Raw genomic sequence first — 22,023 nt, 5'->3', positions numbered from 1 at the left:
CCTAGAGGGGGATGTTGCCGTGCTTCTTGGGGGGCAGCGACTCGCGCTTGGTGCGGAGCTGGCGCAGGCCGCGTACGACGTGGCGGCGGGTGTCGGACGGCATGATCACGGAGTCGATGTAGCCGCGTTCGGCTGCGATGTAGGGGTTGAGGAGGGCGTCCTCGTACTCCTGGATGAGGCGGGCGCGGGTGGCGTCCAGGTCGCCGTTGGTCTGGGCCTCGGCGATGGTGCGGCGGTGCAGGATGTTGACCGCGCCCTGGGCGCCCATGACGGCGATCTGGGCGGTCGGCCAGGCGAGGTTGAGGTCGGCGCCCAGGTGTTTGGAGCCCATGACGTCGTAGGCGCCGCCGAAGGCCTTGCGGGTGATGACGGTGATGAGGGGGACGGTGGCCTCGGCGTAGGCGTAGATGAGTTTGGCGCCGCGGCGGATGATGCCGTCGTGTTCCTGGTCGACGCCGGGCAGGAAGCCGGGCACGTCGACGAAGGTGATGACCGGGATGTTGAAGGCGTCGCAGGTGCGCACGAAGCGGGCGGCCTTCTCGGAGGCGGTGATGTCCAGGCAGCCGGCGAACTGCATCGGCTGGTTGGCGACGATGCCGACCGGGTGGCCCTCGACGCGGCCGAAGCCGGTGAGGATGTTCGGCGCGAACAGTGCCTGCGTCTCGAAGAACTCGGCGTCGTCCAGGATGTGTTCGATCACCGTGTGCATGTCGTAGGGCTGGTTGGCGCTGTCCGGGACGAGGGTGTCCAGCTCGAGGTCCTCGGCGGTGACGGTCAGGTCCGCCTCCTCGGGGAAGACCGGGGCCTCGGAGAGGTTGTTGGACGGCAGGTAGGACAGCAGTTGCTTGACGTACTCGATGGCGTCCTTCTCGTCGCCGGCCATGTGATGGGCCACGCCCGAGACGGAGTTGTGGGTGCGGGCGCCGCCCAGTTCCTCGAAGCCGACGTCCTCGCCGGTGACGGTCTTGATGACGTCGGGGCCGGTGATGAACATGTGCGAGGTCTGGTCGACCATGACCGTGAAGTCGGTGATGGCGGGGGAGTAGACCGCGCCGCCCGCGCAGGGGCCGACGACCAGGGAGATCTGCGGGATGACGCCGGAGGCGTGGGTGTTGCGGCGGAAGATCTCGCCGTAGGCGCCCAGGGAGGCGACGCCTTCCTGGATGCGGGCGCCGCCGGAGTCGTTGATGCCGATGACCGGGCAGCCGGTCTTCAGCGCGAAGTCCATGACCTTGACGATCTTCTGGCCGTAGACCTCGCCCAGCGCGCCGCCGAAGACGGTGAAGTCCTGGGAGAACACGGCGATGGGGCGGCCGTCGACGGTGCCGTATCCGGTGACGACGCCGTCGCCGTAGGGGCGGTTGGTGTCCAGGCCGAAGTTGGTGGAGCGGTGGCGGGCGAACTCGTCGAGCTCGGCGAAGGAGCCCTCGTCGAGGAGGAGCTCGATGCGCTCACGGGCCGTCAACTTGCCCTTGGCGTGCTGCTTTTCGACGGCGCGTGCGGAGCCGGCGTGCGTCGCCTCGTCAATACGACGCTGAAGATCCGCGAGCTTGCCCGCGGTGGTGTGAATGTCGATGGTGCTCATCTGTTTCCGCTCAGTGCTCGGTGGCACGTCGGGGGCAAGGGGCATGGCGGGACTCCGAAGAACGCTGGGTGTCGGCATGGGGAAGGCTGTCATCGACGTCAGAACGTGTCGTGTGGCTGGTGAACGCCCCATACGTCCCGCAGAGCGTGGGCGATTTCGCCGCCGGTGGCGCGGTGTCCGAGGGCTTCACGCATGGGGAACAGGACATTGTCGGTTCCTTCCGCGGCCGTTCGCAGAGCGTCAAGGGCTCGCTCGACGGCGTGGCTGTCGCGTTCCCTGCGCAGGGCCGCGAGGCGTTCGCACTGGTCGGCCTCGATCTGAGGGTCGACGCGCAGCGGTTCGTAGGGCTCTTCCTCGTCGAGGACGTACTTGTTGACCCCCACCACGGTCCGCTCCTGGTTGTCGATCTCCAGCGCGATGCGGTAGGCGGAGCGTTCGATCTCGGACTTCTGGAAACCCTGCTCGATCGCGGCGACGGCACCGCCGCGGTCCTCGACAGCCTTGATCAGTTCCAGGGCAGCCGCCTCGATGTCGTCGGTCATCGACTCGATGACGTAGGACCCGGCGAAGGGATCGACGGTCTTGGTCACGTCGGTCTCGTACGCGATGATCTGCTGGGTGCGCAGGGCGAGGCGGGCCGCCTTCTGGGTGGGCAGGGCGATGGCCTCGTCATAGGAGTTGGTGTGCAGGGACTGGGTCCCGCCCAGCACCGCGCCCAGGCCCTGCAGCGCGACCCGTACCAGGTTGACCTCGGGCTGCTGGGCGGTCAGTTGGACGCCCGCGGTCTGGGTGTGAAAGCGCAGCATCTGCGACTTAGGGTTCTTGGCGCCGAATTCGTCGCGCATGACGCGGGCCCAGATCCGGCGGGCCGCGCGGAACTTCGCGATCTCCTCCAGCAACGTGGTGCGGGCGACGAAGAAGAACGACAGGCGGGGCGCGAAGTCGTCGACGTCCAGGCCCGCGGCGATCGCGGTGCGCACGTACTCCTTGGCGTTGGCGAGGGTGAACGCGATCTCCTGCACGGGACTCGCCCCGGCCTCGGCCATGTGGTACCCGGAGATGGAGATCGTGTTCCAGCGGGGGATCTCACGGTGGCAGTAGGCGAAGGTGTCGCTGATCAACCGAAGCGACTGCTTGGGCGGGTAGATGTAGGTGCCCCGGGCGATGTACTCCTTCAGCACATCGTTCTGGATCGTGCCGGTCAGCTGGTGGCCCGCTACACCCTGCTCGGCCGCGACCAGCTGGTACATCAGCAGCAGGGTCGACGCCGGAGCGTTGATCGTCATCGACGTCGACACCTTGTCCAGCGGCAGCCCCCGGAACAGTGTCCGCATGTCCTCGATCGAATCGATCGCCACGCCGACCTTGCCCACCTCACCCTGGGCGATCGCCTCGTCGGAGTCGTAGCCCATCTGTGTGGGCAGGTCGAACGCCACACTCAGACCGCCGGTGCCCGCGTCGACCAGCTCGTGGTAGCGCTCGTTGGACTCCTTCGCCGTGCCGAACCCGGCGTACTGCCTCATCGTCCAGGGCCGGCCGGTGTACATCGACGGATACACCCCGCGGGTGTACGGGAACTGCCCAGGAGCGCCCAGCTTGGCAGGGACCTCGAAGTCCTCCAGCGCGCAAGCGTCGTAAAGCGGCCGGATCGGCAGGTCTGACTCGCTGCGCGCCATGGAACGCATGCCGTACCTCCCAAGCCGTGATACTCAGTCTCGTATTTACGGTACTCAGTATCATTCAAGGATGGCAAGTGGCGTCCATACGCCGAGGCGGGGAAGGATGGGCGTTCATGAGCAAGCCAGCTGCGCGGGTCCGACTCGCTGACGCCGCGTTCGCCCTCTTCGACGAGCGCGGGTACGAGCAGACCACCGTCGACGACATCGCGGAACGGGCCGGACTGGGGCGCTCGACGTTCTTCCGCTACTACCGCTCCAAGGAACAGGTGATCTTTCCCGATCATGATCGCCTGCTCGAGCTGATCAGGGACCGGCTGGCGACGTCCAACGACAGCACGGCCCTGGTCGCCGTCTCCGACGCGGTGCGTCTGGTGCTGTTGCACTACATCGACGAAGGTGATCTCGCCAGACGGCGGTATGTCCTCACCAGCAAGGTGCCCGCGCTCCGTGATCGTGAGATCGCCAGTGTGGCCCGTTACCAGCGTCTCTTCCGGGAGTTCATCTCGGAGTGGATGGGAGGCTCGACGCAGGCGGCATCGCTGAGGGCGGAGCTGATGGCGGCGGCGGTGGTGGCTGCCCACAACCATGTGCTGCGCCGATGGCTCCGAGGGGAGTCCGCCGACCCCGTCGCGGAGGTGGACGAGGCGATGCGCGAGGTGCTCGCGCTCTTTCCGCCATCCTCTTCCCCCGTGGATGCCGTCGGCGACGGCACCATGGTTGTCGCGTTCCGAACCGGTCAGGACATCAACGCGTTGCTCCCCTCACTGCGGCGCCTCATCGAGGGCGGAAGTGGGGGCGCCTGAGCGGCCGAACCGGTCGGTTACCGCGTAACCCTGCTGACCGACCGGGTCACTCCGGTTCGACGCGCAGCGCGTCCCTGTCGAACTGCGCGACTTTGCCGTGGCGCAGCGCCCCGATGGCGCTGTACCAGACCGCAGGCCGGATACCGGCCTCGCGTCGGTCGATGATCAGGGTGCTCTTTCCGCACAGCTGGACGTAGTTGCCGACGATGTGCACCTCGTCCGCGACCTTCGCGCCCTGGTCGATGAAGGCGCGAAACTCCGGCACGTCGAGCACATACAGCTCGATCACCGGCCTCCCTCCTCCAACTCGGCCGCGACACCCGCCACGATGAGTTCCGCCTTGCGCGCCCACAGCTTCGACAGGGTCGGCTCCCCGTCACCCGACACGACGTCGAGCAGCGCCCGCACGGTCAGCGCCGCGTCCTCGTCGTCCACCCGGGTCATCTCGCGGGTCGGGTAAGTGAACTCGACCATGAAGCCGTTCGGGTCGTACGTGTAGATCGACTCGATGGTCTCGTGCTTGACCTGCATCTCGACCGTCCAGCCGTTGTCCTCCAGACGCCGGCGGTACTCGTCCAGCGCTTCCTCGGAGTCGACATGGATGGCCAGATGCCGGGAGTCACGGAAGAAGCGGGGCACCTTGGGACCGTGTGTGGCGTATGCGTCCTGCCCCGGTTCGCTGAACCGCTCGAGACCGAAGTAGTAGAAGAACGCCAGCCGGTCACCCTTGCCGATGTCGAAGAAGAAGTGCACGAAGTCGGGGTGGTCCGACGGCCCCCAGCCGACCGCGCACACCGAGTGGACGATGGGGAATCCGAGGATCTCGTGGTAGAAGCGCACCGTGCCGACCGGGTCGAACGTGGGAAACGCGGCGTGGTCGACGCCTTGGGCAAGGTGATCGAGTTCCGAAGCCATTCCTGAACCTCCCTATTGGGCCGTTACGTCAACACATCCAGGCCGGCCTGCGCGATCGCGACGTCGTTGTCGGAGGAGGACCCGCTGGCCGCGATACCACCGACGACCACTGAGTCGACCACGATGGGCAGACCGCCACGCAGGTCGGTGAAGTCGGTGGCAGCGGCGGCGAGCCGCGCGGCGAGCGCTGGGTCCATCTCCCCCGTGGGCGCGCCGACATAGGCCGCCGTACGCGCCTTCTTGGGGACGACCTCTTGGGCAAAGGGCACCGCACCGTCCATGAGGACGAAGGCCCGCAACTGACCGCTCGTGTCGACGATGGCGATCGCCACCGGGGCTTCGCGCTTGCGGGCCTCGTCCACGGCCGCGTTGAGTATCGTCAGCGTGGCCTGTTCGGTCAGCCGGAGCCCGGTTACGACATGGGACACGGTTGTTCTTCCTTTCCTTCTGCTACGGGGAGTCGGCCGGCTGCGAGGACCACTCGACGTACTGGTCGCCGCCCTCAGCCCATCTTCACGGTGTTGCGCAGCGGTGCGACGCCGTCCACCGCGACCTCGACCTCGTCGCCGTCGCGCAGGAACGCGCCGTCCGGGCCGTCTTCCATCGCGGTGCCCCCGGGCGTTCCGGACAGGATCATGTCCCCGCCGCCGAGCGGGACGAACCGCGAGATGTGCGCCGCGATCCGGCCGAAGGAATGCCCCATGTCCGCGGTCGTCCCGTCCTGCCTGAGCTCGTCGTTGACACGGCAGCGGATCCTCAGGTCGGTGACGTCGATCGCCTCGTCGACGACCATCCAGGGACCACAGCTGTTCCCCGTCCGGAAGTTCTTCACCAACGACCAGGTCAGCGGACCGTGATCGATTCTGGACAGCCCGAGTGCGTCGTCCCGGATGCTGAAGTCGTTCCACGCCGTATAGCCCCACAACGAGACGCGATCACTGCCCCGGGGATGCTCGGCCCCACCCAGCACGACGCCGACCTCGGCCTCGTAGTCCAGCTTCGCCGTACCCTCCGGTGGGGTGACGATCGCGCCCGGGCCCACCACGGTTCCCGGGATCACATAGAAGCCCCATGGCGGCGTGTCATCGGCGGTGCCCGATACGAACGACTCGGGCAGCTCCATCCGCGACGCCATCCTGCCCGCGTGCATCGGGAAGTTGCCGCCCATCGCGAAGATCCGCGACGCCGGATCCGGCAGTGGCGGATCCAGCGGCACTTCCGCCAGGGGACGGGCCCCCAGCCGGTCCCGGCCGCGGTCGAGATCGTCCTGGACCAGCTCGAGGAGGGTGAGCAGCGCGCCGCGCACCGAGGGCCACGCCCCGATCATCGGGAGCCAGCTCTGCGACCCACCGGGGAACGACGCCTTGATCGCTTCGGCCGGGCCGTCGTCGAGCGCGCTCGCGGACCCGGCGAGATCGACCACATAGGTCGATCCGGCCGAGTCCACGACGAGCCCGGTCCCCGCACCCGCGACTCGAACCAGCTTCACTGTGCCCGCACCAGCCTGCCCGTCGCGCGCATCATGACTGTGCGCCTTCCTTGCTGAACGTCTCGTCCAGGTCGGTGCCGAGAAGAACGTCGGCCGGCGGCGCCGGCGGCGGACCCACCAGACCGACCGGGGGCTGTCCGGTGTTCCACTCGTCCACGGCGTGGCTGTCGGTGACGTTCCAGGTGCGCGGCACGTAGGTCGGGTCGTGCAGGATGATCTCCTCGTCGACCGAGTACTCGATCCAGTAGCCCTCGGCGTCCCGGAAGTACATGGCGACGTTGTGCGCGGTGCCGTGCCGCAGCGGACCCCACTCGATCTCCACGTCGTTGGCGCGCAGCGCCTCCGCCGTCTCGTAGAACTGGTCGAGGTTCTTGAGGCTGAACTGGAGGTGATGCACCTTGGCCTCGGGCGTGCGGACGACGACGAGGTCGTGGTACAGGTACCGGCCGGGCGAGCGCATGAACGACATGATCTGTACGTCGCCTGCCATGACCCTGCCCGACTGCAGCTGCCCCAGCACCTCCCTGGCGAACTTGTCCTCGGCCTCGAAATCGGCGGCTCCGAGACCGAGGTGGTCGGCCACCACCGGCTTCGGGCCGCCCGACTTCGGCGCCTCGATGAGGTGGGCGACCGGGATTTCGGTGTGCAGTCCGGTGGTCAGCTCGATGAGATGGCCGGCCGGGGTCTGAAACCGCAGAGCCGGCTTGGACTCCCACTCGCGATCGATGTGCCGGGCCACCTCGACCCCGGCCCGGGCGAGGCGCTCCCCGGCCCGGTCCAGCGCCTGCTCGTCACTGACGACGTAGCTCACATGGTGCAGGCCATGGGTCTCACCCGGCTTGTACACCAGCGAATAGCGGTCCAGCCCGTGCGCGCTCAAGTAGTGCGTGCCGTCCGACGCCGCATGCTCGAGGGTGAACCCGAGCCGCTCGACCGCGAACTTCGCAGCCGCCTCGGGATTCTTCGCGTTGAGCGCGAAGTAGTTCACTCGCTCAATACCGATAAGGGACACCATGACCTCCTCGGCCGATAAACAGCCTGAGTTGCCTTTTCGACATAAACATTGCGTAATTGACGATCAAGTTTTGAAGCGGGATTCCCGGACCCGCATCGGTGGATCGCGCTCAATTCGTGACCGCGTCGGACGCGGTCACGGGCGGACCGGGCGATCGGGGCGACTTCGGGCCGTCCTGCCCGAAGTGCACGTACGCCCGGCGGGGCACGGCTCAGACGGCGGGCGAGGAGTCCGCGGTGAGCGTGGAGGGGCCGGCGAAGGTGGCCCGTGCCGCGTCGGTGTCGGACATGGTGACCTGGCGGCGGCTGCGGGCAGGCGTTGCCGTCCGGCTGAAGGAAGCCTCCAAGGACACCATGCCACCCTCCTCGTCGAGCCATCGTGGCCACGCCATCGTGTCACCGTTCTACGCGAGAGTCAATAATTCTTCGCTCGTGACTTCGCGATCCGATACGGCCCTGGACGGCTGCGATGTCTGCCGCGCCGCAACGCCGTCGCCCTTGCGATGTCGCGCGCGGGGGCGGGCGGATCTATTGCCTGTCGCGGCACTAGCCCATGCGCCCGAGCGTTCGTACGGCAACGCGCCAGCCGTTGGCGGTGCGAACCATTTCGTCGTGGTACGTGGCGCTGCTCACGGTGCCGTCGTGCCGGATCCCGAGGCCCTTGGACCTGACGTGCGTCACTTCGGTGTCGCCGGGGATCACGACGATGTTCGTGACGTGATGGGCGACCGCGTGTTCACCGTCCCGCAGCATTGTCTCGATCATGTCGATGCCCTGGACGGGCTCGAATCCGTACACGCTGGCGTCGTAGATCGCGTCGTTCGTAAGGCATTCGCCAAGGCGTTTCCATGCCCTGTCGTCCAGGACGTGCCCCCAGAGGGACAGAACTCGTTCGATTTCAATGATGTCGTCATGCGTGGGATGCATCGTGGACTCCTGAGCCGGAATCGGACATGGATCGAGCTCCGTGCGGGAAGCCCGATCTTGCGACGTCAGCCGATGGACGTGAGTATGGAATTATGGACGAGAGCGTAAATTCGACGGGGAATGTCGATGCAACCCTCAAGATCCGTAGGCGTCTTCCAACAGCCCGCGTGTCTCCCGCGCCGTGAGCGGCCGACGCATGTTCGCCAGTTCGGCCCGGCATGCGCCATCGAGTTCATCGCGCCGGCGGCGAGATCCGGCATCGGCTGCGAGGCCATCAGCGCGGGGTCGGCGATGACCAGGCTCGGCCGGCGGCACCAGCTCCAGTAGGGCGTGGCGACGGGCGGAGGTTCGGGCACGCCCGCAGGCATCCAGGTGACCGCGGGTCATCTCCGCCCCGGCAACGTCGTCGGGATCGCCGCACAGCTGAGACCGTCCGCCGCGGAGACGGCCTTGGCGGCATCGATGACGCGGCCATCGCCGAGTGCCACGACGGGCAGTCCTCCGACTTCCGGCTGCACGGCGGCGGCTTCGGGCACCGCCCCGTGTGGCACGTGGAGGATCACGGCGGACCATCGCAGACCCGAGGTGCTCACGCCGCCGCGCGTTCTGTCGTCAAGAGCGCATAGCGCCCGAAACCATGGTCGCGAAACAGCGACTCGACGTTCCGCAGAGCGTCACGCCCGAATCGGATGACCCGCTCGTTGTCGAACCAGGTGAAGTCGCTGCGGACACCGTCCAACGAGTGTGCGTCATCCGTCGCGGCCCGTGCGGTGCTCACCACTGCGCCTTGAACGTTTCCGCGTTCTTCTTGACGATGCCGGTGCGGCCGAACGGACTCAACGTCAGCGCATCGATCGCGGGCTCGTCGAGCTTCTCTCCCCGCATCGCCTTGATCAGCATCTTCGTCGCGACACCGGCCGTCGTGCGCGGCAGATACGGGATGTCCCCGTACTGGGCGCCGCTCCTGACCGCGTCGGTGCCGACCTTGGAGCCGCCTGTTCCGATGAATCTCACCTGGTCGGTGAGGCCCTCGTCCTTGACGAGCTGCTCGGCGCCTCCGAGCCAGTCGGCGTCGGAGGTCACCACGCTGAGCTTCGGGTACTTCACGAGCGCGTCCTGCAGAGCGGCCTTGGCCTTGGACAGATCGCCGTAACCGGTCGGGTAGGTCTGGACGATCTTGATGTTCGGTGCGCTCTTTATCTCCTCATTGAGGCCGGCCTTGTACGACTCCGAGGGCGGGAAGCCCGGAACGGCGATCATGAACACGACCTGGCACGGGTCCTTGCCCTTGCAGGCGTCCTTGACCATACGACCGGCAGTGCGTCCGACTTTGTCATGGTCCTGCACGACCTGGCCCGAGACCTCCGGCACCTGGATCGGCACCTGGAGCTTCGGCCCGATCGGGTTGGACAGCCCGACGACCTTGATGCCGGCCGCGGCCGCCAGCTTGGCGCACGGCACTGCGGCGGCGCTCGACACGGCCTCGATGAGGATGCCTTTGTACTTCCCGCTGGCGATGGCGTCCTTGCACTGGGTCATCTGCTTCTGCGGATCGAGGTCCGCCGTGAACACGGTGACGCTGCCGCCCGCGGCTTTCGCCACTGCCTCAGCGCCCTTGTTCTCCGCCTGCGAGTAGGACGCAGCGGTCGACGCCAGCAGCGCGATCGAAACCGGAACCTTGCTCCCCTTGCCGCCGGTGCCACTCGACGCCGCCGAACTGTCTTCGTTGTTGCCGCACGCGGCGACGGCCAGCGACATCGTCGCGACACCGGCGCAGACCAGCCACCATGTGTGCAGTCCGCGGCCCTTTGATCTCTTCATGTCAGGCTCTCGTCCTTCTGTCGATGTGAGCGGTGCGCGCGGTAGCGAGCCCCGAGTTGGGGGCACTAGCTCCGTTTCCGGCGGACCAGCGCGTCGAGTCCGAGGGCCGCGAGCAGGATGACCCCGGTCAGCACCTGCTGCCACAGCGGATCGACGCCGAGCAGGTTGAAGCCGTTGTTGACGAGCGCGAGGATCAGGACGCCAACCACGGACCGCCACACCGCGCCCTCGCCACCCGCGAGCGAGTTTCCGCCGATCAGCATGGCCGTCCAGGCGTTGAACTGGACGCCGGTGAAGCTCGATGGGTCCGCGCTGAGGCTCTGGCTCGCGACGATCACCGCGCCGAGCCCCGCTCCCAGGCCGGCGATCGCGAACGCGCAGATGCGCACCGAGAACACGCGGACGCCGGCCAGACGCGCCGCCTCGGCGTTCCCGCCGATCGCGAAAGTACGGCGTCCGTAGCTGGTGCGCCGCAGGTAGACCGAGCACGCGACAATCGCCGCGAGGAACATCCAGATCGACACGGCGATGCTCAGGAACTTGTCGTTGGCGAACCCGAAGCCCGCATCGTCGACCGCCTGGATGCTGCCGTCGCTGATGCGCGTCGCCAGTCCGGCGAACACGATCGAACTGCCCAGCGTCGCCACGAACACGTTCATCCGTGCGAAGGTCCCCAGCGCGCCGTTGACCAGACCGCAAGCCGTGCCCGTGGCGACTCCCGCAAGCACGCCGAGCGCGACGCCGGTGTGCTGAGCCACCACGACGGACACGACGCCGGCCAGCGCGTACATCGCGCCGACCGAAAGGTCGAAGCCGCCCGTGATGATGACGACCGCGCCCCCGAGCACAAGGATGCCGATCGGCGCCCACTGCTCGAGGATGTTCAGGAGGTTGCGCTCGGTCAGGAAGGCGTCCGACGTCAGCGACAACACGACGAACAGCGCCGCGAGCGTGACGAGCACGCCGAGGTTACGGATGTCACCGATGCTGGGACCGGTGAGGCGTCCCCACAGACGAGGAGCGTGGGCCAGGCCGGGATCGTCGGCCGGGATGTCGTTCACGCCGTCACCTCACGGTGGCTCTCGCCGAACGCCGCCGACAGCAACTGCGCGTCGTCGGCGTCTCCCGGCAGCTCGCTCACCAGTCGCCCCTGGCGCATCACCACGATGCGATGCGCCAGGCCGGTGAGCTCCTCCAGTTCACTCGAGATCAGAAGCACGCCCATTCCTTCCTCGGCCAGGGATTGCAGCAGCTCGTACAGGGCCCTCTTGGCCCCCACGTCGACGCCGCGCGTCGGCTCGTCGGCGATAAGGACGGCGGGTCGGCAGGACAGCCACCGGGCGAACACGACCTTCTGCTGGTTGCCCCCGGAGAGGGTCGCCACCGGGCGATCGAGTTGCGGGGGCCGGAGTTCGACCTGCTCGGCGATGCTGCCCGCGGCCGCTGCCTCGGGCGCCGACCGGATGAACCCCAGCCTCGTGAAGCTGTTCAGGCCCGCCATGGTGATGTTCTCCAGGACCGTTCCGCGCAGGACGAGTCCTTGGCCCTTGCGGTCCTCCGGGACCAACGCGACGCCGTGCTCGACCGCCTCCCGCGGGCTGCGGATGCGCACGGCGCGGCCGGCGACCTCGACGTGCCCCGCGCTGCGCGGGTCGGCGCCGAAGAGCACTCTGGCCAGCTCCGTACGACCGCTGCCGACGAGGCCCGCCACCCCGACGATCTCGCCCGCGCGGACGGTCAACGACACGTCCTCGATCACGCCGCGACGCGTGACGTTGTGCGCGCGAAGGACGACCGGGGCGTCGGGAGGAACACGACGCTTGGGAGGAAACGTCGCCTCCAGCGATCGGCCCAGCATGCCGGTGATGAGCGAGTCGACGGTCTCCTGTGCCGCCGGAGCGGTACGCACGAGGCGGCCGTCCTTCAGCACGGAGACCATGTCCGCGATGGCGAGCACCTCTTCGAGGAAGTGCGACACGTAGATCACGGTGGTGCCCCGGTCCCGCAGTGTGCGGATGACGCCGTGCAGCTGCTCGGCCTCCTCGCGGGTGAGCGCCGCGGTCGGCTCGTCGAAGACGATCAGCTCCACACCTCGCGCGAGGGCGCGGATGATCTCCACCTTCTGCTGCTCGCCCAGCCGCAGTTCGCGCACCGGACGGTCGGCTTCCAACGAGAAGCCGGTCTCGTCGCAGAGGCCCTTCAGCCGTCGCCGTTGAGCCTGCCGGTCCACGAACCCGGCGTGGCCGGGCTCGATCCCCAGGAAGACGTTGTCGACGACGCTGAGCCCCGGCACGAGCGAGATCTCCTGGTGCACGAGAGCGATGCCGCTGCTCAGCGCGTCCCGCGGCGAGTGGAACGACACCGGCTCGCCGCCCACGCTGATGGTCCCGCCGTCCGGGACCACCGCACCGGCGACGATCTTCCCCAACGTCGACTTGCCGGCACCGTTCTCACCGACGAGGGCGTGGACGGTCGCGCGACGGACATCGACGGTCACGCCGTCCAAGGCCAAGACGCCCGGATACCGCTTGACGACATCCCGGATGGCGACGTGCGTCGCAGAGCTGCCTGACTGAGGCCCCATGGCGTCCTCCTTGAGTCCATGTCAGGCGACCGTAGGAAGCGCGGGCCCGCATGTCAACAGACGCGTACAATCTTCTACTCAATCGTAGAGAGTCCTGTGCTGGCGCATGGCGAACGTCCAGTTCAACGGCGACGAGACCAACTGCTCCTCGCTGATGAGCGGATGCGGCAGGGTGCCGAAGACGACCTCGTACGCTCCGAGCCGATGCGTCTGCCCGTCGCGGTCCCCGGTCGCCCGCACCTTCAGCCGTCACTCACACGTCACTCCGGTCGCTCGGGAGCGTCTCGACGACGATCGTGTAGTGCTCCGCTTCGGGCGGCGCCGCGTAGTGCGGGCGCAGCAGCCCCGCCCACGTGCCGAAGCGTTCCGACGAGCGAAAGCGGACGTGGTCGTCGACCGAGTCCCACTCCAGCAGAGCGAGGTAGGTCCCGGGATGCTCGACGCCGTGCGCCAGGCGGACCGAGCCCAAGCCGTCGGCGCCGGAGATGACGCCCGCCGCCTCGCGGAACGCGGCCTGGAACGCGTCGTCCTGCCCGGGGCGGATGCGAAAGGTCGCCCGCTCGATGATCATCGCTGCCTCCTCAGAAGACCGACTCGCTTGGACGCACCACCAGCTCGTTGACGGCGACGTGCCTCGGCCGGGTGACGATGTACTCGATGGCGTCGGCGATGTCGTCGGCCTCGAGGACCGTCACGTCCCGCCAGCGCTCGTCCGCGCGCGCCCGGAGCTCCGGCGAGAGATGGCTGGTGAGTTCGGTGGTCACGGGGCCGGGCTCGACGACCGACACGCGCACGTGGCGCTGGGTGACCTCCTGGCGCAGGGCCTCGGCGAAGGCGCCGACGCCGTGCTTGGTCAGGTTGTACACGGCCGACCCGGCGTCTGCTCGGCGACCCGCGATCGACGAGACCAGCACGAGATCGGCCACCTTGTCGGCCGACTGCCGCGCCGCACGCAGGAGTTCACCCAGGGCGGCCCGAGCGACGTAGAGGCATCCCATGACGTTGAGCGAGACCATCTGCTCCCAGTCGGAGACCTCGGCGTGCTCGACCGGACCCAGGAGCATGACGCCCGCGTTGGCGACGACGGTGTCGAGGCGGCCGAACCGATCGACGGCGCGAGCGACGACATCGGCTGCCGCGCCCCCGTCCGTGACATCGGCGGCGAGTGCGACCGCTCGGCCGCCGGCCTTCTCGATCTCGCCGGCGAGGCGCTCCAGGCGCTCTGCACGGCGTGCGACCAGTGCGACGGCGGCTCCGCGCGCGGCCAGGGCGCGCGCCGTGGCTTCGCCGATCCCACTGCTCGCGCCCGTGACCAGCGCCGCCGTGCCCGCGAGGTCGCGGCCGATCCCGCTGCGTCCGGATCGCTCGCTCATGACTCCACCGGCCAGCGGGGTGCGGCCACCTCGACGCCCGTCCGCTCGATCAGCGACTCGGAGGCCTGCTGGAGCCGCGACACGAGGGACGTCTGATCGGTGAAGGTGGGCTTCCCGGCCTCGACGACGGTCCGTCCGTCGACCAGAACCGTGTGAACGCTCCTGCCGTCGGCGTTGTAGACCAGCGTGTTGATGGGGTTGAGCAGGGGGCTCCACTCGGGCCGATCGGTGTCGAAGAGCACGAGGTCGGCCTTCTTGCCGACGGTGATGGAGCCGATGTCCTGCGCGAGGCCGACGGCTTCCGCGCCGCGGATCGTCGCCAGCTCCAGCGCCGCCTCCGCGGGCACCAGGTTCGTGTCCTGTCGCGCGTCCTTGTACAGCGTGGCGGCGAGGAACACCGTGCGCAGCAGGTCGGTGGAGGCGAAGTCGGGGCTGTCGGTTCCGAGGCCGACGACGACCCCGGCGTCGAGCAGCTCGGGGAGCTTGCCGATCCTGGTCGTGCCGAAGCCCAGGCGCAACGACGGCACGGGGCACTGCGCCGCCCTCGTGCCGGTCCGCGCCATGAGGTCGATCTCGCGCTCGTCGAGGGCGACCGCGTGTCCGAGCAGTACGTTGTCGCCGAGGGCCCCCACCTCGGCGAGGTACTCGATCGGCCGCATCCCGTACGCCTTGATCGAGTCGTCCACCTGCGCCTGGCGGGCCGACTGGTGAAACGTGAGGCCCGTGCCCAGCTCGTCGGCCAACCGCTTGGCTCCGGTCAGGAGTTCGGGGCTGCAGGGACCGACCCCGTAGGAGAGCATCACCCAGCCCCGAACGCGGCCGTCGCACCGGCCGTCGTAGGTGCGGACCGTGGATTCGAGATCGGCGAGCGCGTCCTCGGTCGACATCACGGGGGTGTGGCTGATGTCCGGGCGATCGGTGACGCACCGTCCGACGATCACCCTGGCGCCGCTGTCCTCGTACGCCTGGATCGCGGGATCGACGCGCTCCGCGTCGCCGGGGTTCACCACGCACGTCGTGCCGTTGACGAGGTGCTCGGCCAGCGCCGACAGGGTGCTCACATACTGCTCCTCGTCGCTCATCGACTGGCGGAGCGCGCAGCTGTCGCGGATGTACGGCGCACCGATCATCGTGTCGGGAAACAGGCCGCGCATGAGCTGGGGGTACAGATGGTCGTGGGTGTTGATGAAGCCGGGGGTCACGACCATGCGGGTGGCGTCGATGACTCGGTCGGCCGGGACATCGGCGAGGTCCGCCGCCCGCCCGACGGCGACGATGCGATCGCCGCGGATCACGATGGACGCGTCCCGGATGATGCGTCGTCGCTCGTCGACCGTGATGGCGTACCGCGCGTTTGCGATCTTGGTCGTGGTCTCGGCCATGTAAGCGTCCTCTTCTTTGAGGTGGTCGGATATCTCTCAGCGGCCTCGACGGTGTGCAGGACCGTCGTCGTCCGATGGCGGACGACGGCCGTCGGGTTTGGGGAACGGCGGCAGCTCGCGAGTGCCTCGAGGCTCATGTCGGACCGGATGTCCAAGTCGCGGTCGTGCGGAGCCGCCCGGCCGTGCACTCGATCCCGCCAGTGGTTTGATTACGATCATGTTGAATATTAGACGCACCCGTCGCATCGAACAAGGGGAGGCTCACCGCTTCCGTGCACTGCCACGGGCCTCGCAGTGAGGATCACCCAGGGATCGACGGGTGGGCGCTCAGCCGGCGAACAGGCTCATCAGGAGCGCCACGTTCAAGGCCACCACGGTCGCGCTGATGGCCCACGCCCCCCACGTGGTCGCACGCCGGTTGACCCAGCGGCCCATGACGCCGGCGTCGCGGGTGAGCAGGACCAGTGGGACCAGTGCGAAGGGGATACCGAAGGAGAGGATGACCTGGCTGAACACCAGGCTTTCCGTGGGACCGGCGCCGGCCGCGAGCACCACGATCGCGGGTGTCATCGTGAGGAGCCTGCGCAGCAGTACGGGGATCCGGCGGCCGAGGAAGCCACCCATCACGACTTCACCCGCGTACATGCCGACGCTGGTTCCCGCGAGGCCCGATACGAGCAGGGCGAGCGCGAAGGCAAGGGCGGCGACCGGGCCGACGAGCCGCCCGTACGCGTCGTGCGCCGCGCCCAGCGAGTCGGCGGCCTCGGGGGCGCCCGGGTGGAACAGGGTCGCCGCCGACACCAGCAGTGCCACGTTCACGGCACCCGCGAAACCCATCGCGATCAGTACGTCGGCGCGTACGTGGCGCAGCAGGCGGCGGCGCAGCGGTCGGTCCGGGTCGTCCGGCGGACCGCCGCTTCCGGCCGCGAGGGACAGACTGTAGCGATCGCTGGTGAGCGCCGAGTGCAGATAGATCACGTGCGGCATGACCGTGGCACCGACGATCCCGCCGGCCATCACCACGCTCTCGGTACCCGAAAGCCCCGGCATCAGCCCGTCGGCGGCCGTGGCCAACGGAGTGCCGGCGCCGAGCACTTGCCCGAGGAACAGCCCCAGCAGACAGGCCAGGCCCGCCGCCATCAGCAGCTCGAAGCGGCGCCGGCCGCGCCCGCGCATCGGCATCAGCAGCAGCGACACCGCCCCGACGACCACGCCCCCCAGCCACAGCGGAAGGCCGAACAGCAGGTGGAGGGCGATGGCCCCGCCCACCACCTCCGCGAGGTCGGTCATCACGACGACCGCCTCCGCCTGGACCCACAGCCCCCACACCACCGGCCTGCGGTACCGGGCCCGGCACAGCTCCGGCAGGCTCTTCCCGGTGGCGACACCGAGCTTGGCGGACAGGTACTGCAGCAGCATCGCCACGACGTTCGCGGTGAGCAGCACCCACAGCAGCAGCGGCCCAAAGGTGGCGCCGGCCTGCACGTTGGTGGCGAAGTTCCCTGGATCGACGTACGCGATCGCGGCTACGAAGGCCGGGCCGAGGAGGGTGTACGACAGTCCCGAGCGGAGTCGGGGGCGTCGTTCGCCCGGCGTGCGGCTGGGTGGCTCCGTAGGGGCGAGGGCCGGGGGATCGAGTTGCCCGGAGTGGGTGGGAGACGGTTCGACTGTCATGATGCCGCTGCTCTCCTTGTCCAGGGGGGGAGGGGGACGCGCCCTCAAGGGGCGTGGGGAACTGCATGACCACCCGCGTCGCAGACGTCAGCGGCAGCCGGCGGTGGACGAGGTGCTGAGACGGTCAGGCGTGAACCGCCGCAAAGCCCGCCAGTGAACCAAGGGTGAGAACGACGGCGTATGCGAGAGCGGCACGCCCGTGGGTGCTCCACCACTGAACTCGGCGGACGAACCGCCTTGGTATGACGGAGGGTTCGACGTAGTGACTGGCAAGCAGCAGCAAGGCGATTTCCAGGACTGCGGCGGCACCCAGGACCGACAGCCGGCCGAACAGCTGCTCCAGAGCTGCCGTGTCAACCATGCCTTGTCCGCCTCCACTCGATCATTCCGACAGTTGTGCGCTTATACGTTTGACGCGATGACGTCGGCGCCCTTGCTCCCCGCTCTCCAGTCGGCGCCCGCGTCGGCGATCATGCAGCCGGCGAGCTGATCGAGGAGCGCGGTCATCTCGCGTTCGGCGAGGCGTACCGCCTGTTCGTCCCGGGCGGTGGTCGCTTTTTTGATCTCCCAGAACGTTTCCGAGATCAATCGCTGCAAGAGGGCGGGTTCGGCTGCACGGTTACGTGTTGACGACATGCTTGCCTGCCTCGGAATCGGAGGGCTGCGGGACGCATCCTTCCGGCGCCGACGAAGCGCTCTCCGCGGGCGACGGTGCCGGTGAAGATGTGAACCGACCGTGTCACCTCGGTGCCGACAGCACATGGTCGAGACTGCTGAAATCACTACTGAGTCCACTTGTCGGTAGCCGCTCCGCGGCAGACCGGGGAGGTGTCCAGTCGCACCGGCGCTGGGCAGGTCGTCCCGGCGTGCACCACGGGATCGCCGAATCCGCCGACGAGATGGTCACGAATCGTTCCGCCCGGCGCCTGGGGTGCAGGCAAGTGCTGCCGGCCGACTGGCGGAGGCCTTCATGGACGCCATGCCACCCTCCTCGTCGAGTCATTGTGGCGACATCAGCGTGGCACTGTTCTACTCAACAGTCAATAATTCGTCGCTCGTGACTCATTATCCGGCGGACCCGCACGGCCACCGTTCACGACGACGGGGACAGGGCGCCGACGGCGAGGTCCGCGGGCCTCATCCCTGCCGGAACCTCAAGCCCTGGGCCGGTCGGCCGACTCCATGCGGCTGACCCAGGACGCGACCTGCGTCCGGGAGTGAAAGCCGAGCTTGGTGAGGATGTGCTGGACGTGCGATTCGACGGTCCGGCGCGAGAGCACCAGTTCCGTCGCGATGTCCTGGTTGCTCGATCCCTTCGCCAGCAGATCGGCGACCTTGCGTTCGCGGGGGGAGAGAGCCGTCGGCGGGTCCTCACGCGCGGCACCCCTGGGCTCGGATCCATGCCGGGGCCTGCCCGTGACCTCGCCGAGAACGTCGTCGAGCGGCCGGGTGCTCCCCTCTTGAACGGCCGCCTCGAAGGCCGCCTCGCTGATCCCGGCGCGCACGATGGCCTCGACCTTGCCCTTGACGGCGAACTCACTGAACTCGAACGGCATCATCCGGCGCGGCCCGGTCCTCCAGATGGGGTCGGCCGCCCCCAGCAGGCGCGCCGCCCGGCTCAGCTCGCCGGAGCGCGCGGCCACCCAGGCCAGCCCGTCGAGGGCCAGGGCCAGGCCCACGTCGTGGCCGAGTTGCCGGAAGAGTCCGATCGCGTCGAGGAAGTGAGCGGTCGCGGCATCCCGGTCATCCGCACGGCAGCGCACCACACCGTTGATCCACAGCGCGTTGGCACGCCACAACTGGGAGTGCTCGGCTTCGAGGAACGTCAGCGCTTCGTCGGCGAGGCGCTCCGCGCCGGAATCACCCGAGGCGAAGGCCATGGCCGCGGCAAAGAACAGGGCTTCCCCGGTGACCGTGGGATCGTCGACCTTGCGCCCGCAGGCGACGGCCTCCTTGGCGTGCCCCAGAGCGGCAGCGACGTCACCGAGCACGAAGTCCGCGAGGATCGGGCAGAGGGTCAGCGCGGCCTCGACCCGGTGCAGGGCGAGCTTGCCGGCCAGCGCGCGGCACTCGCCCATGGTCCGCGCCGCGCGCTCCACGTCCGTCAGCAGCACCTCGAGGTACGCGCACGCCCACAGCGCATCGGCCCGCTCCTCGGACGGCTCCGGGCTGCTGTCCAGCGCCTTGCGCAACCACTGGTAGCCCTCCATGATCACGCTCGGCTTGGACCAGTACATCCGCAGGCTGGCGGCGATGCGCAAGGCGATCCGCGGCTCTCCGCCCTCGGACAGGAAGAACTGCATCGCGAGCCGGATGTTGGCGTGGTTGAGACCGACCTCCTGGAACCAGCGGATCTCCCGCTCGCTGAAATAGTCGCTGCGGCCGCGGTCGGCCAGCGCCGCGAAGTGCTGGGCGTGACGGAGGAGGAATTCCTTCTCCTCACCGAGGGCGACCAAGTGCTCGCGGCCGTATTCACGGACCGTCTCGAGCAAGGAGAACCTCGCCGATCCGCTCTCGCGGTGCAGGATGGACTTGTCGACCAGGCTGGCGAGCAGGTCGAACACCTGGGTGCGCGGCAACCGCGCGTCGGTGCACACGCCCTCGGCCGCGTTGAGATCGAATCCTCCGGCGAACACCGACAGCCGCGCCCACATCAGTTGCTCTTCCGGTGAGCACAGGCCGAAGCTCCAGCCGATGGTGGCCTTCAGGGCCCGGTGGCGAGCCGGCGCCGACCTGGGGCCGGTGGTCAGCACGTCCAGGGCGTGTTCCACGCGCGCCAGGATCTCCTCGACCGGATACGCCCGCATCCGTGCCGCGGCGAGTTCGATGGCCAGGGGAATCCCGTCCAGGCGCAGGCAGAGGTCGCTCACGGACCGCTGGAACTCAGGGCCCTCCGGCAGCTCGGGAACGACGGCCGCGGCACGGTCCAGGAAGAGGTCGACGGCTTCCGAAGTCGGCCGGCCGGGGCCGAGGCGGCCGAGAGGATCGGCCTCGGGCAGTGACAACGGGGGCACCTCGAACAGGTGCTCACCCTCACTGCCCAGGACCTGCCGGCTGGTGGTCAGCACCCGCAGCGCCGGGGCACTCGTCAGCAACTCGTTCACCAGGGCCACGACCGGCTGGATCAGGTGCTCGCAGTTGTCGAGGAGCAGGAGGAGGTTCTTGTCGCGCAGGTAATCGGCCAGGCTCGCGGCCGGGTCGGCGGAGGCGTCCTTGAGCCCGAACATGGCCGCGACCTCGTAGGCGAGGAGGTCCCCTTCGCGCAGCTCGGCCAGCTCCACCAGCCAGACCCCGTCGGGAAAGGCCCGGCGCACCTCCGCGGCGACGCGGCGGGCCAGCCGGGTCTTGCCGACGCCACCGGGACCGGTCAGGGTGACCAGACGCCCGGCCGACAGCAGACGCCGGACCTGTCCCAGCGCCCGCCTCCGCCCGACGAAGCTGGTCACCTCAGCCGGCAGGCGTCCCACCCACCGTGCAGTCATGGCGTGACGCTACACCCGAAATGTCAGCCGGAGGGGTGGCGAGTTTTCGACTCTTTCTTGGTGCCTGTGGACTGGTTCTGCTGGTCGAGCACCCGCTCCAGGTAGTCCAGGTCGGCGCGCAGCTGAGCGATGGCCCCCTGGGGGCCGGTGGCGCCGGGGACATGGCCATCGGGTCGGCGGACCATCGTCACGGCGAGATCGGCGATCAGATCCGCCACCTCGGCAGGGCTCTTCTCCCCGAGCGAATGCTGCCACCACGCGATCCAGTTGCACATACCGATCACCGCGAGGGCGGTCGTGCGGGGATCCACCGGGCGGAACTGGCCCTTGTCCATGCCCTCTTCGATGAGGAGGATCAGCTCGCGCAGCGCGGCACGTTGCGCGGCGCGGTGTGAGCGGGCGAGATCGGGCGACAATTCCGCCTCCGACCTGAGCAGCAGCTGGAAGCGGTAGGGATCGGTGGCGCGGCGCAGAGCCATCGCCTTGGCCACACCACGCAGCCGCACCGCCGCATCGGCGTTCGGATCGTTCGCGAGCCGCTTGATCTCGACGGCGGGGGCCTCGGTGGTCTCCGCCACGAGCCGAGCCAACAGCTCGTCCTTGCTCTTGACGTAGTAGTAGAGGGCGGGGCGCGTCATGCCCATCGCGTCGGCGATGTCCTGGAGGTTCGTGCCCGCGAACCCACGCTCCGCGAAGAGGCGCGCCGCCTCGGCAAAGATCTGATCCTCGACCAACCCGCGACGAGACGTTCCGCGAGACGACGACTTCTCCGCACCCTCGGCGGCCGCGGCCCGGCGCGACCTCGTGGTCTTCGCCTTCTGAGCTTCATCTGGCATGGTCAAATTCTAACGCCTGTGTAGAACCCGGCGCCGAAGCGGCCGCCTCTGTGCAGCGGGGACCGGCGGGTGACCGCTGCCGAGGTCGAACAGCCCCTCCCACATGCCGCCGACGGCCCGGATCGCGGCCGTCCAGTGCAGGCGCGCACTGCCCGCAATCGACTTCGTCACTGGCGATGAATTATTGACGGTAGTGACGATTCTCGGGTATAGAGAGTGTCATGGCGACTCGGCGTGTGGGTGTGATCGGTTGCGGCGCAGGTGGGTTCTTCACTGCGGTCGGCACCTCGGCCGGCGGGTTCGCCGCGCACGCTCACCCGTACGCCGCCGACCGGCCCGCGATCGAGACCGCCGTAGTGACGACCGGCGGGATGGAACCCGGTGCTTTCGACGCCCACAGCTCCGGTTCCGCACGCTGCGGTGCCGGCCGATGCCCATGAGCCCACTCGGCGGCCTGCC

24 protein-coding genes are annotated in these 22,023 nt (G+C 68.5%); 1 reads left to right on the top strand and 23 read right to left on the bottom strand.

Going from position 1 to position 22,023, the window contains the following annotated elements:
- Nucleotide 1: 1 nt before the first annotated feature.
- Both OG303_RS06635 and OG303_RS06630 read right to left on the bottom strand, forming a co-directional pair.
- Nucleotides 2–1,585, bottom strand: coding sequence for an acyl-CoA carboxylase subunit beta (locus tag OG303_RS06635; protein WP_405865712.1), 1,584 nt, complete (start codon nt 1,583–1,585; stop codon nt 2–4).
- A gap of 98 nt (nt 1,586–1,683) precedes the next feature.
- Nucleotides 1,684–3,270 carry a methylmalonyl-CoA mutase gene (locus OG303_RS06630; RefSeq protein ID WP_405865710.1) on the bottom strand — a complete coding sequence of 529 codons (1,587 nt, stop codon included), beginning with the start codon at nt 3,268–3,270 and terminating at the stop codon, nt 1,684–1,686.
- 107 nt (nt 3,271–3,377) lie between these two features.
- Here OG303_RS06630 and OG303_RS06625 point away from each other — a divergent pair, with 107 nt between their 5' ends.
- Nucleotides 3,378–4,067, top strand: a complete 690-nt coding sequence (locus OG303_RS06625) for a TetR family transcriptional regulator (RefSeq protein ID WP_405865708.1) — start codon at nt 3,378–3,380, stop codon at nt 4,065–4,067.
- A gap of 46 nt (nt 4,068–4,113) precedes the next feature.
- On the opposite strand, the gene OG303_RS06620 is transcribed toward OG303_RS06625, so the two are convergent.
- The 21 genes from OG303_RS06620 to OG303_RS06520 all read right to left on the bottom strand — a co-directional run bounded on the left by OG303_RS06620 (nt 4,114) and on the right by OG303_RS06520 (nt 21,462).
- Nucleotides 4,114–4,356 (bottom strand): hypothetical protein, encoded by a 243-nt coding sequence (locus OG303_RS06620; RefSeq protein WP_405865706.1) that lies wholly within the window; start codon nt 4,354–4,356, stop codon nt 4,114–4,116.
- Nucleotides 4,353–4,982: a VOC family protein gene (locus OG303_RS06615; protein WP_405865704.1), complete on the bottom strand. Its 630-nt coding sequence runs from the start codon at nt 4,980–4,982 to the stop codon at nt 4,353–4,355. Before OG303_RS06615 ends, OG303_RS06620 begins: the two co-directional genes overlap by 4 nt.
- Nucleotides 4,983–5,005: 23 nt before the next feature.
- On the bottom strand, nt 5,006–5,410 hold the full coding sequence (locus tag OG303_RS06610; RefSeq protein ID WP_405865702.1) for a heme-binding protein: 405 nt from the start codon (nt 5,408–5,410) through the stop codon (nt 5,006–5,008).
- Between the two features lie 74 nt (nt 5,411–5,484).
- On the bottom strand, nt 5,485–6,471 hold the full coding sequence (locus tag OG303_RS06605; protein ID WP_405865700.1) for a fumarylacetoacetate hydrolase family protein: 987 nt from the start codon (nt 6,469–6,471) through the stop codon (nt 5,485–5,487).
- 31 nt (nt 6,472–6,502) lie between these two features.
- Nucleotides 6,503–7,486 (bottom strand): VOC family protein, encoded by a 984-nt coding sequence (locus tag OG303_RS06600; protein WP_405865698.1) that lies wholly within the window; start codon nt 7,484–7,486, stop codon nt 6,503–6,505.
- Nucleotides 7,487–7,697: 211 nt separating this feature from the next.
- Nucleotides 7,698–7,877 carry a hypothetical protein gene (locus OG303_RS06595; protein ID WP_405865696.1) on the bottom strand — a complete coding sequence of 60 codons (180 nt, stop codon included), beginning with the start codon at nt 7,875–7,877 and terminating at the stop codon, nt 7,698–7,700.
- 154 nt (nt 7,878–8,031) lie between these two features.
- Nucleotides 8,032–8,412 carry a nuclear transport factor 2 family protein gene (locus tag OG303_RS06590; protein WP_405865694.1) on the bottom strand — a complete coding sequence of 127 codons (381 nt, stop codon included), beginning with the start codon at nt 8,410–8,412 and terminating at the stop codon, nt 8,032–8,034.
- Between the two features lie 383 nt (nt 8,413–8,795).
- On the bottom strand, nt 8,796–9,005 hold the full coding sequence (locus tag OG303_RS06585; protein WP_405865692.1) for a hypothetical protein: 210 nt from the start codon (nt 9,003–9,005) through the stop codon (nt 8,796–8,798).
- Nucleotides 9,002–9,190: a hypothetical protein gene (locus OG303_RS06580; protein WP_405865690.1), complete on the bottom strand. Its 189-nt coding sequence runs from the start codon at nt 9,188–9,190 to the stop codon at nt 9,002–9,004. The genes OG303_RS06585 and OG303_RS06580 overlap by 4 nt, the downstream gene beginning before the upstream one ends.
- Entirely contained in the window at nt 9,187–10,233 is a 1,047-nt protein-coding gene (locus OG303_RS06575) for a sugar ABC transporter substrate-binding protein (RefSeq protein ID WP_405865688.1), read from the bottom strand. Before OG303_RS06575 ends, OG303_RS06580 begins: the two co-directional genes overlap by 4 nt.
- A 65-nt stretch (nt 10,234–10,298) precedes the next feature.
- On the bottom strand, nt 10,299–11,294 hold the full coding sequence (locus tag OG303_RS06570) for an ABC transporter permease (RefSeq protein WP_405865686.1): 996 nt from the start codon (nt 11,292–11,294) through the stop codon (nt 10,299–10,301).
- A complete protein-coding gene (locus tag OG303_RS06565) occupies nt 11,291–12,817 on the bottom strand; it encodes a sugar ABC transporter ATP-binding protein (protein WP_405865684.1) in 1,527 nt (508 codons plus the stop codon). Before OG303_RS06565 ends, OG303_RS06570 begins: the two co-directional genes overlap by 4 nt.
- Before the next feature lie 78 nt (nt 12,818–12,895).
- Entirely contained in the window at nt 12,896–13,057 is a 162-nt protein-coding gene (locus OG303_RS06560; protein ID WP_405865682.1) for a hypothetical protein, read from the bottom strand.
- Between the two features lie 13 nt (nt 13,058–13,070).
- Entirely contained in the window at nt 13,071–13,388 is a 318-nt protein-coding gene (locus tag OG303_RS06555) for an antibiotic biosynthesis monooxygenase family protein (protein ID WP_405865680.1), read from the bottom strand.
- Nucleotides 13,389–13,398: 10 nt separating this feature from the next.
- Nucleotides 13,399–14,190: an SDR family NAD(P)-dependent oxidoreductase gene (locus OG303_RS06550; RefSeq protein WP_405865678.1), complete on the bottom strand. Its 792-nt coding sequence runs from the start codon at nt 14,188–14,190 to the stop codon at nt 13,399–13,401.
- Entirely contained in the window at nt 14,187–15,572 is a 1,386-nt protein-coding gene (locus OG303_RS06545; RefSeq protein WP_405865676.1) for an amidohydrolase family protein, read from the bottom strand. The genes OG303_RS06550 and OG303_RS06545 overlap by 4 nt, the downstream gene beginning before the upstream one ends.
- 327 nt (nt 15,573–15,899) lie before the next feature.
- On the bottom strand, nt 15,900–17,246 hold the full coding sequence (locus OG303_RS06540) for an Nramp family divalent metal transporter (RefSeq protein WP_405865674.1): 1,347 nt from the start codon (nt 17,244–17,246) through the stop codon (nt 15,900–15,902).
- Nucleotides 17,247–17,370: 124 nt separating this feature from the next.
- Nucleotides 17,371–17,607, bottom strand: a complete 237-nt coding sequence (locus OG303_RS06535) for a hypothetical protein (protein WP_405865672.1) — start codon at nt 17,605–17,607, stop codon at nt 17,371–17,373.
- A gap of 41 nt (nt 17,608–17,648) precedes the next feature.
- On the bottom strand, nt 17,649–17,843 hold the full coding sequence (locus OG303_RS06530; protein ID WP_405865670.1) for a hypothetical protein: 195 nt from the start codon (nt 17,841–17,843) through the stop codon (nt 17,649–17,651).
- 557 nt (nt 17,844–18,400) lie between these two features.
- A complete protein-coding gene (locus OG303_RS06525; protein WP_405865668.1) occupies nt 18,401–20,728 on the bottom strand; it encodes a LuxR C-terminal-related transcriptional regulator in 2,328 nt (775 codons plus the stop codon).
- Nucleotides 20,729–20,751: 23 nt separating this feature from the next.
- Nucleotides 20,752–21,462 (bottom strand): TetR/AcrR family transcriptional regulator, encoded by a 711-nt coding sequence (locus OG303_RS06520; RefSeq protein WP_405865666.1) that lies wholly within the window; start codon nt 21,460–21,462, stop codon nt 20,752–20,754.
- Nucleotides 21,463–22,023: the final 561 nt, after the last annotated feature.

The organism is Streptomyces sp. NBC_00005 (assembly GCF_045160215.1).
GTDB lineage: Bacteria > Actinomycetota > Actinomycetes > Streptomycetales > Streptomycetaceae > Streptomyces.
This window is presented reverse-complemented; position numbering and strand designations above follow the sequence as displayed.

Excerpts from the sequence above, each read along its gene's own strand:
- OG303_RS06635 (WP_405865712.1), bottom strand. The coding sequence starts at position 1,585 with ATGAGCACCATCGACATTCACACCACCGCGGGCAAGCTCGCGGATCTT.
- OG303_RS06630 (WP_405865710.1), bottom strand. The coding sequence starts at position 3,270 with ATGCGTTCCATGGCGCGCAGCGAGTCAGACCTGCCGATCCGGCCGCTT.
- OG303_RS06625 (WP_405865708.1), top strand. The coding sequence starts at position 3,378 with ATGAGCAAGCCAGCTGCGCGGGTCCGACTCGCTGACGCCGCGTTCGCC.
- OG303_RS06615 (WP_405865704.1), bottom strand. The coding sequence starts at position 4,982 with ATGGCTTCGGAACTCGATCACCTTGCCCAAGGCGTCGACCACGCCGCG.
- OG303_RS06600 (WP_405865698.1), bottom strand. The coding sequence starts at position 7,486 with ATGGTGTCCCTTATCGGTATTGAGCGAGTGAACTACTTCGCGCTCAAC.
- OG303_RS06595 (WP_405865696.1), bottom strand. The coding sequence starts at position 7,877 with ATGGCGTGGCCACGATGGCTCGACGAGGAGGGTGGCATGGTGTCCTTG.
- OG303_RS06590 (WP_405865694.1), bottom strand. The coding sequence starts at position 8,412 with ATGCATCCCACGCATGACGACATCATTGAAATCGAACGAGTTCTGTCC.
- OG303_RS06575 (WP_405865688.1), bottom strand. The coding sequence starts at position 10,233 with ATGAAGAGATCAAAGGGCCGCGGACTGCACACATGGTGGCTGGTCTGC.
- OG303_RS06565 (WP_405865684.1), bottom strand. The coding sequence starts at position 12,817 with ATGGGGCCTCAGTCAGGCAGCTCTGCGACGCACGTCGCCATCCGGGAT.
- OG303_RS06555 (WP_405865680.1), bottom strand. The coding sequence starts at position 13,388 with ATGATCATCGAGCGGGCGACCTTTCGCATCCGCCCCGGGCAGGACGAC.
- OG303_RS06550 (WP_405865678.1), bottom strand. The coding sequence starts at position 14,190 with ATGAGCGAGCGATCCGGACGCAGCGGGATCGGCCGCGACCTCGCGGGC.
- OG303_RS06545 (WP_405865676.1), bottom strand. The coding sequence starts at position 15,572 with ATGGCCGAGACCACGACCAAGATCGCAAACGCGCGGTACGCCATCACG.
- OG303_RS06540 (WP_405865674.1), bottom strand. The coding sequence starts at position 17,246 with ATGACAGTCGAACCGTCTCCCACCCACTCCGGGCAACTCGATCCCCCG.
- OG303_RS06535 (WP_405865672.1), bottom strand. The coding sequence starts at position 17,607 with ATGGTTGACACGGCAGCTCTGGAGCAGCTGTTCGGCCGGCTGTCGGTC.
- OG303_RS06525 (WP_405865668.1), bottom strand. The coding sequence starts at position 20,728 with ATGACTGCACGGTGGGTGGGACGCCTGCCGGCTGAGGTGACCAGCTTC.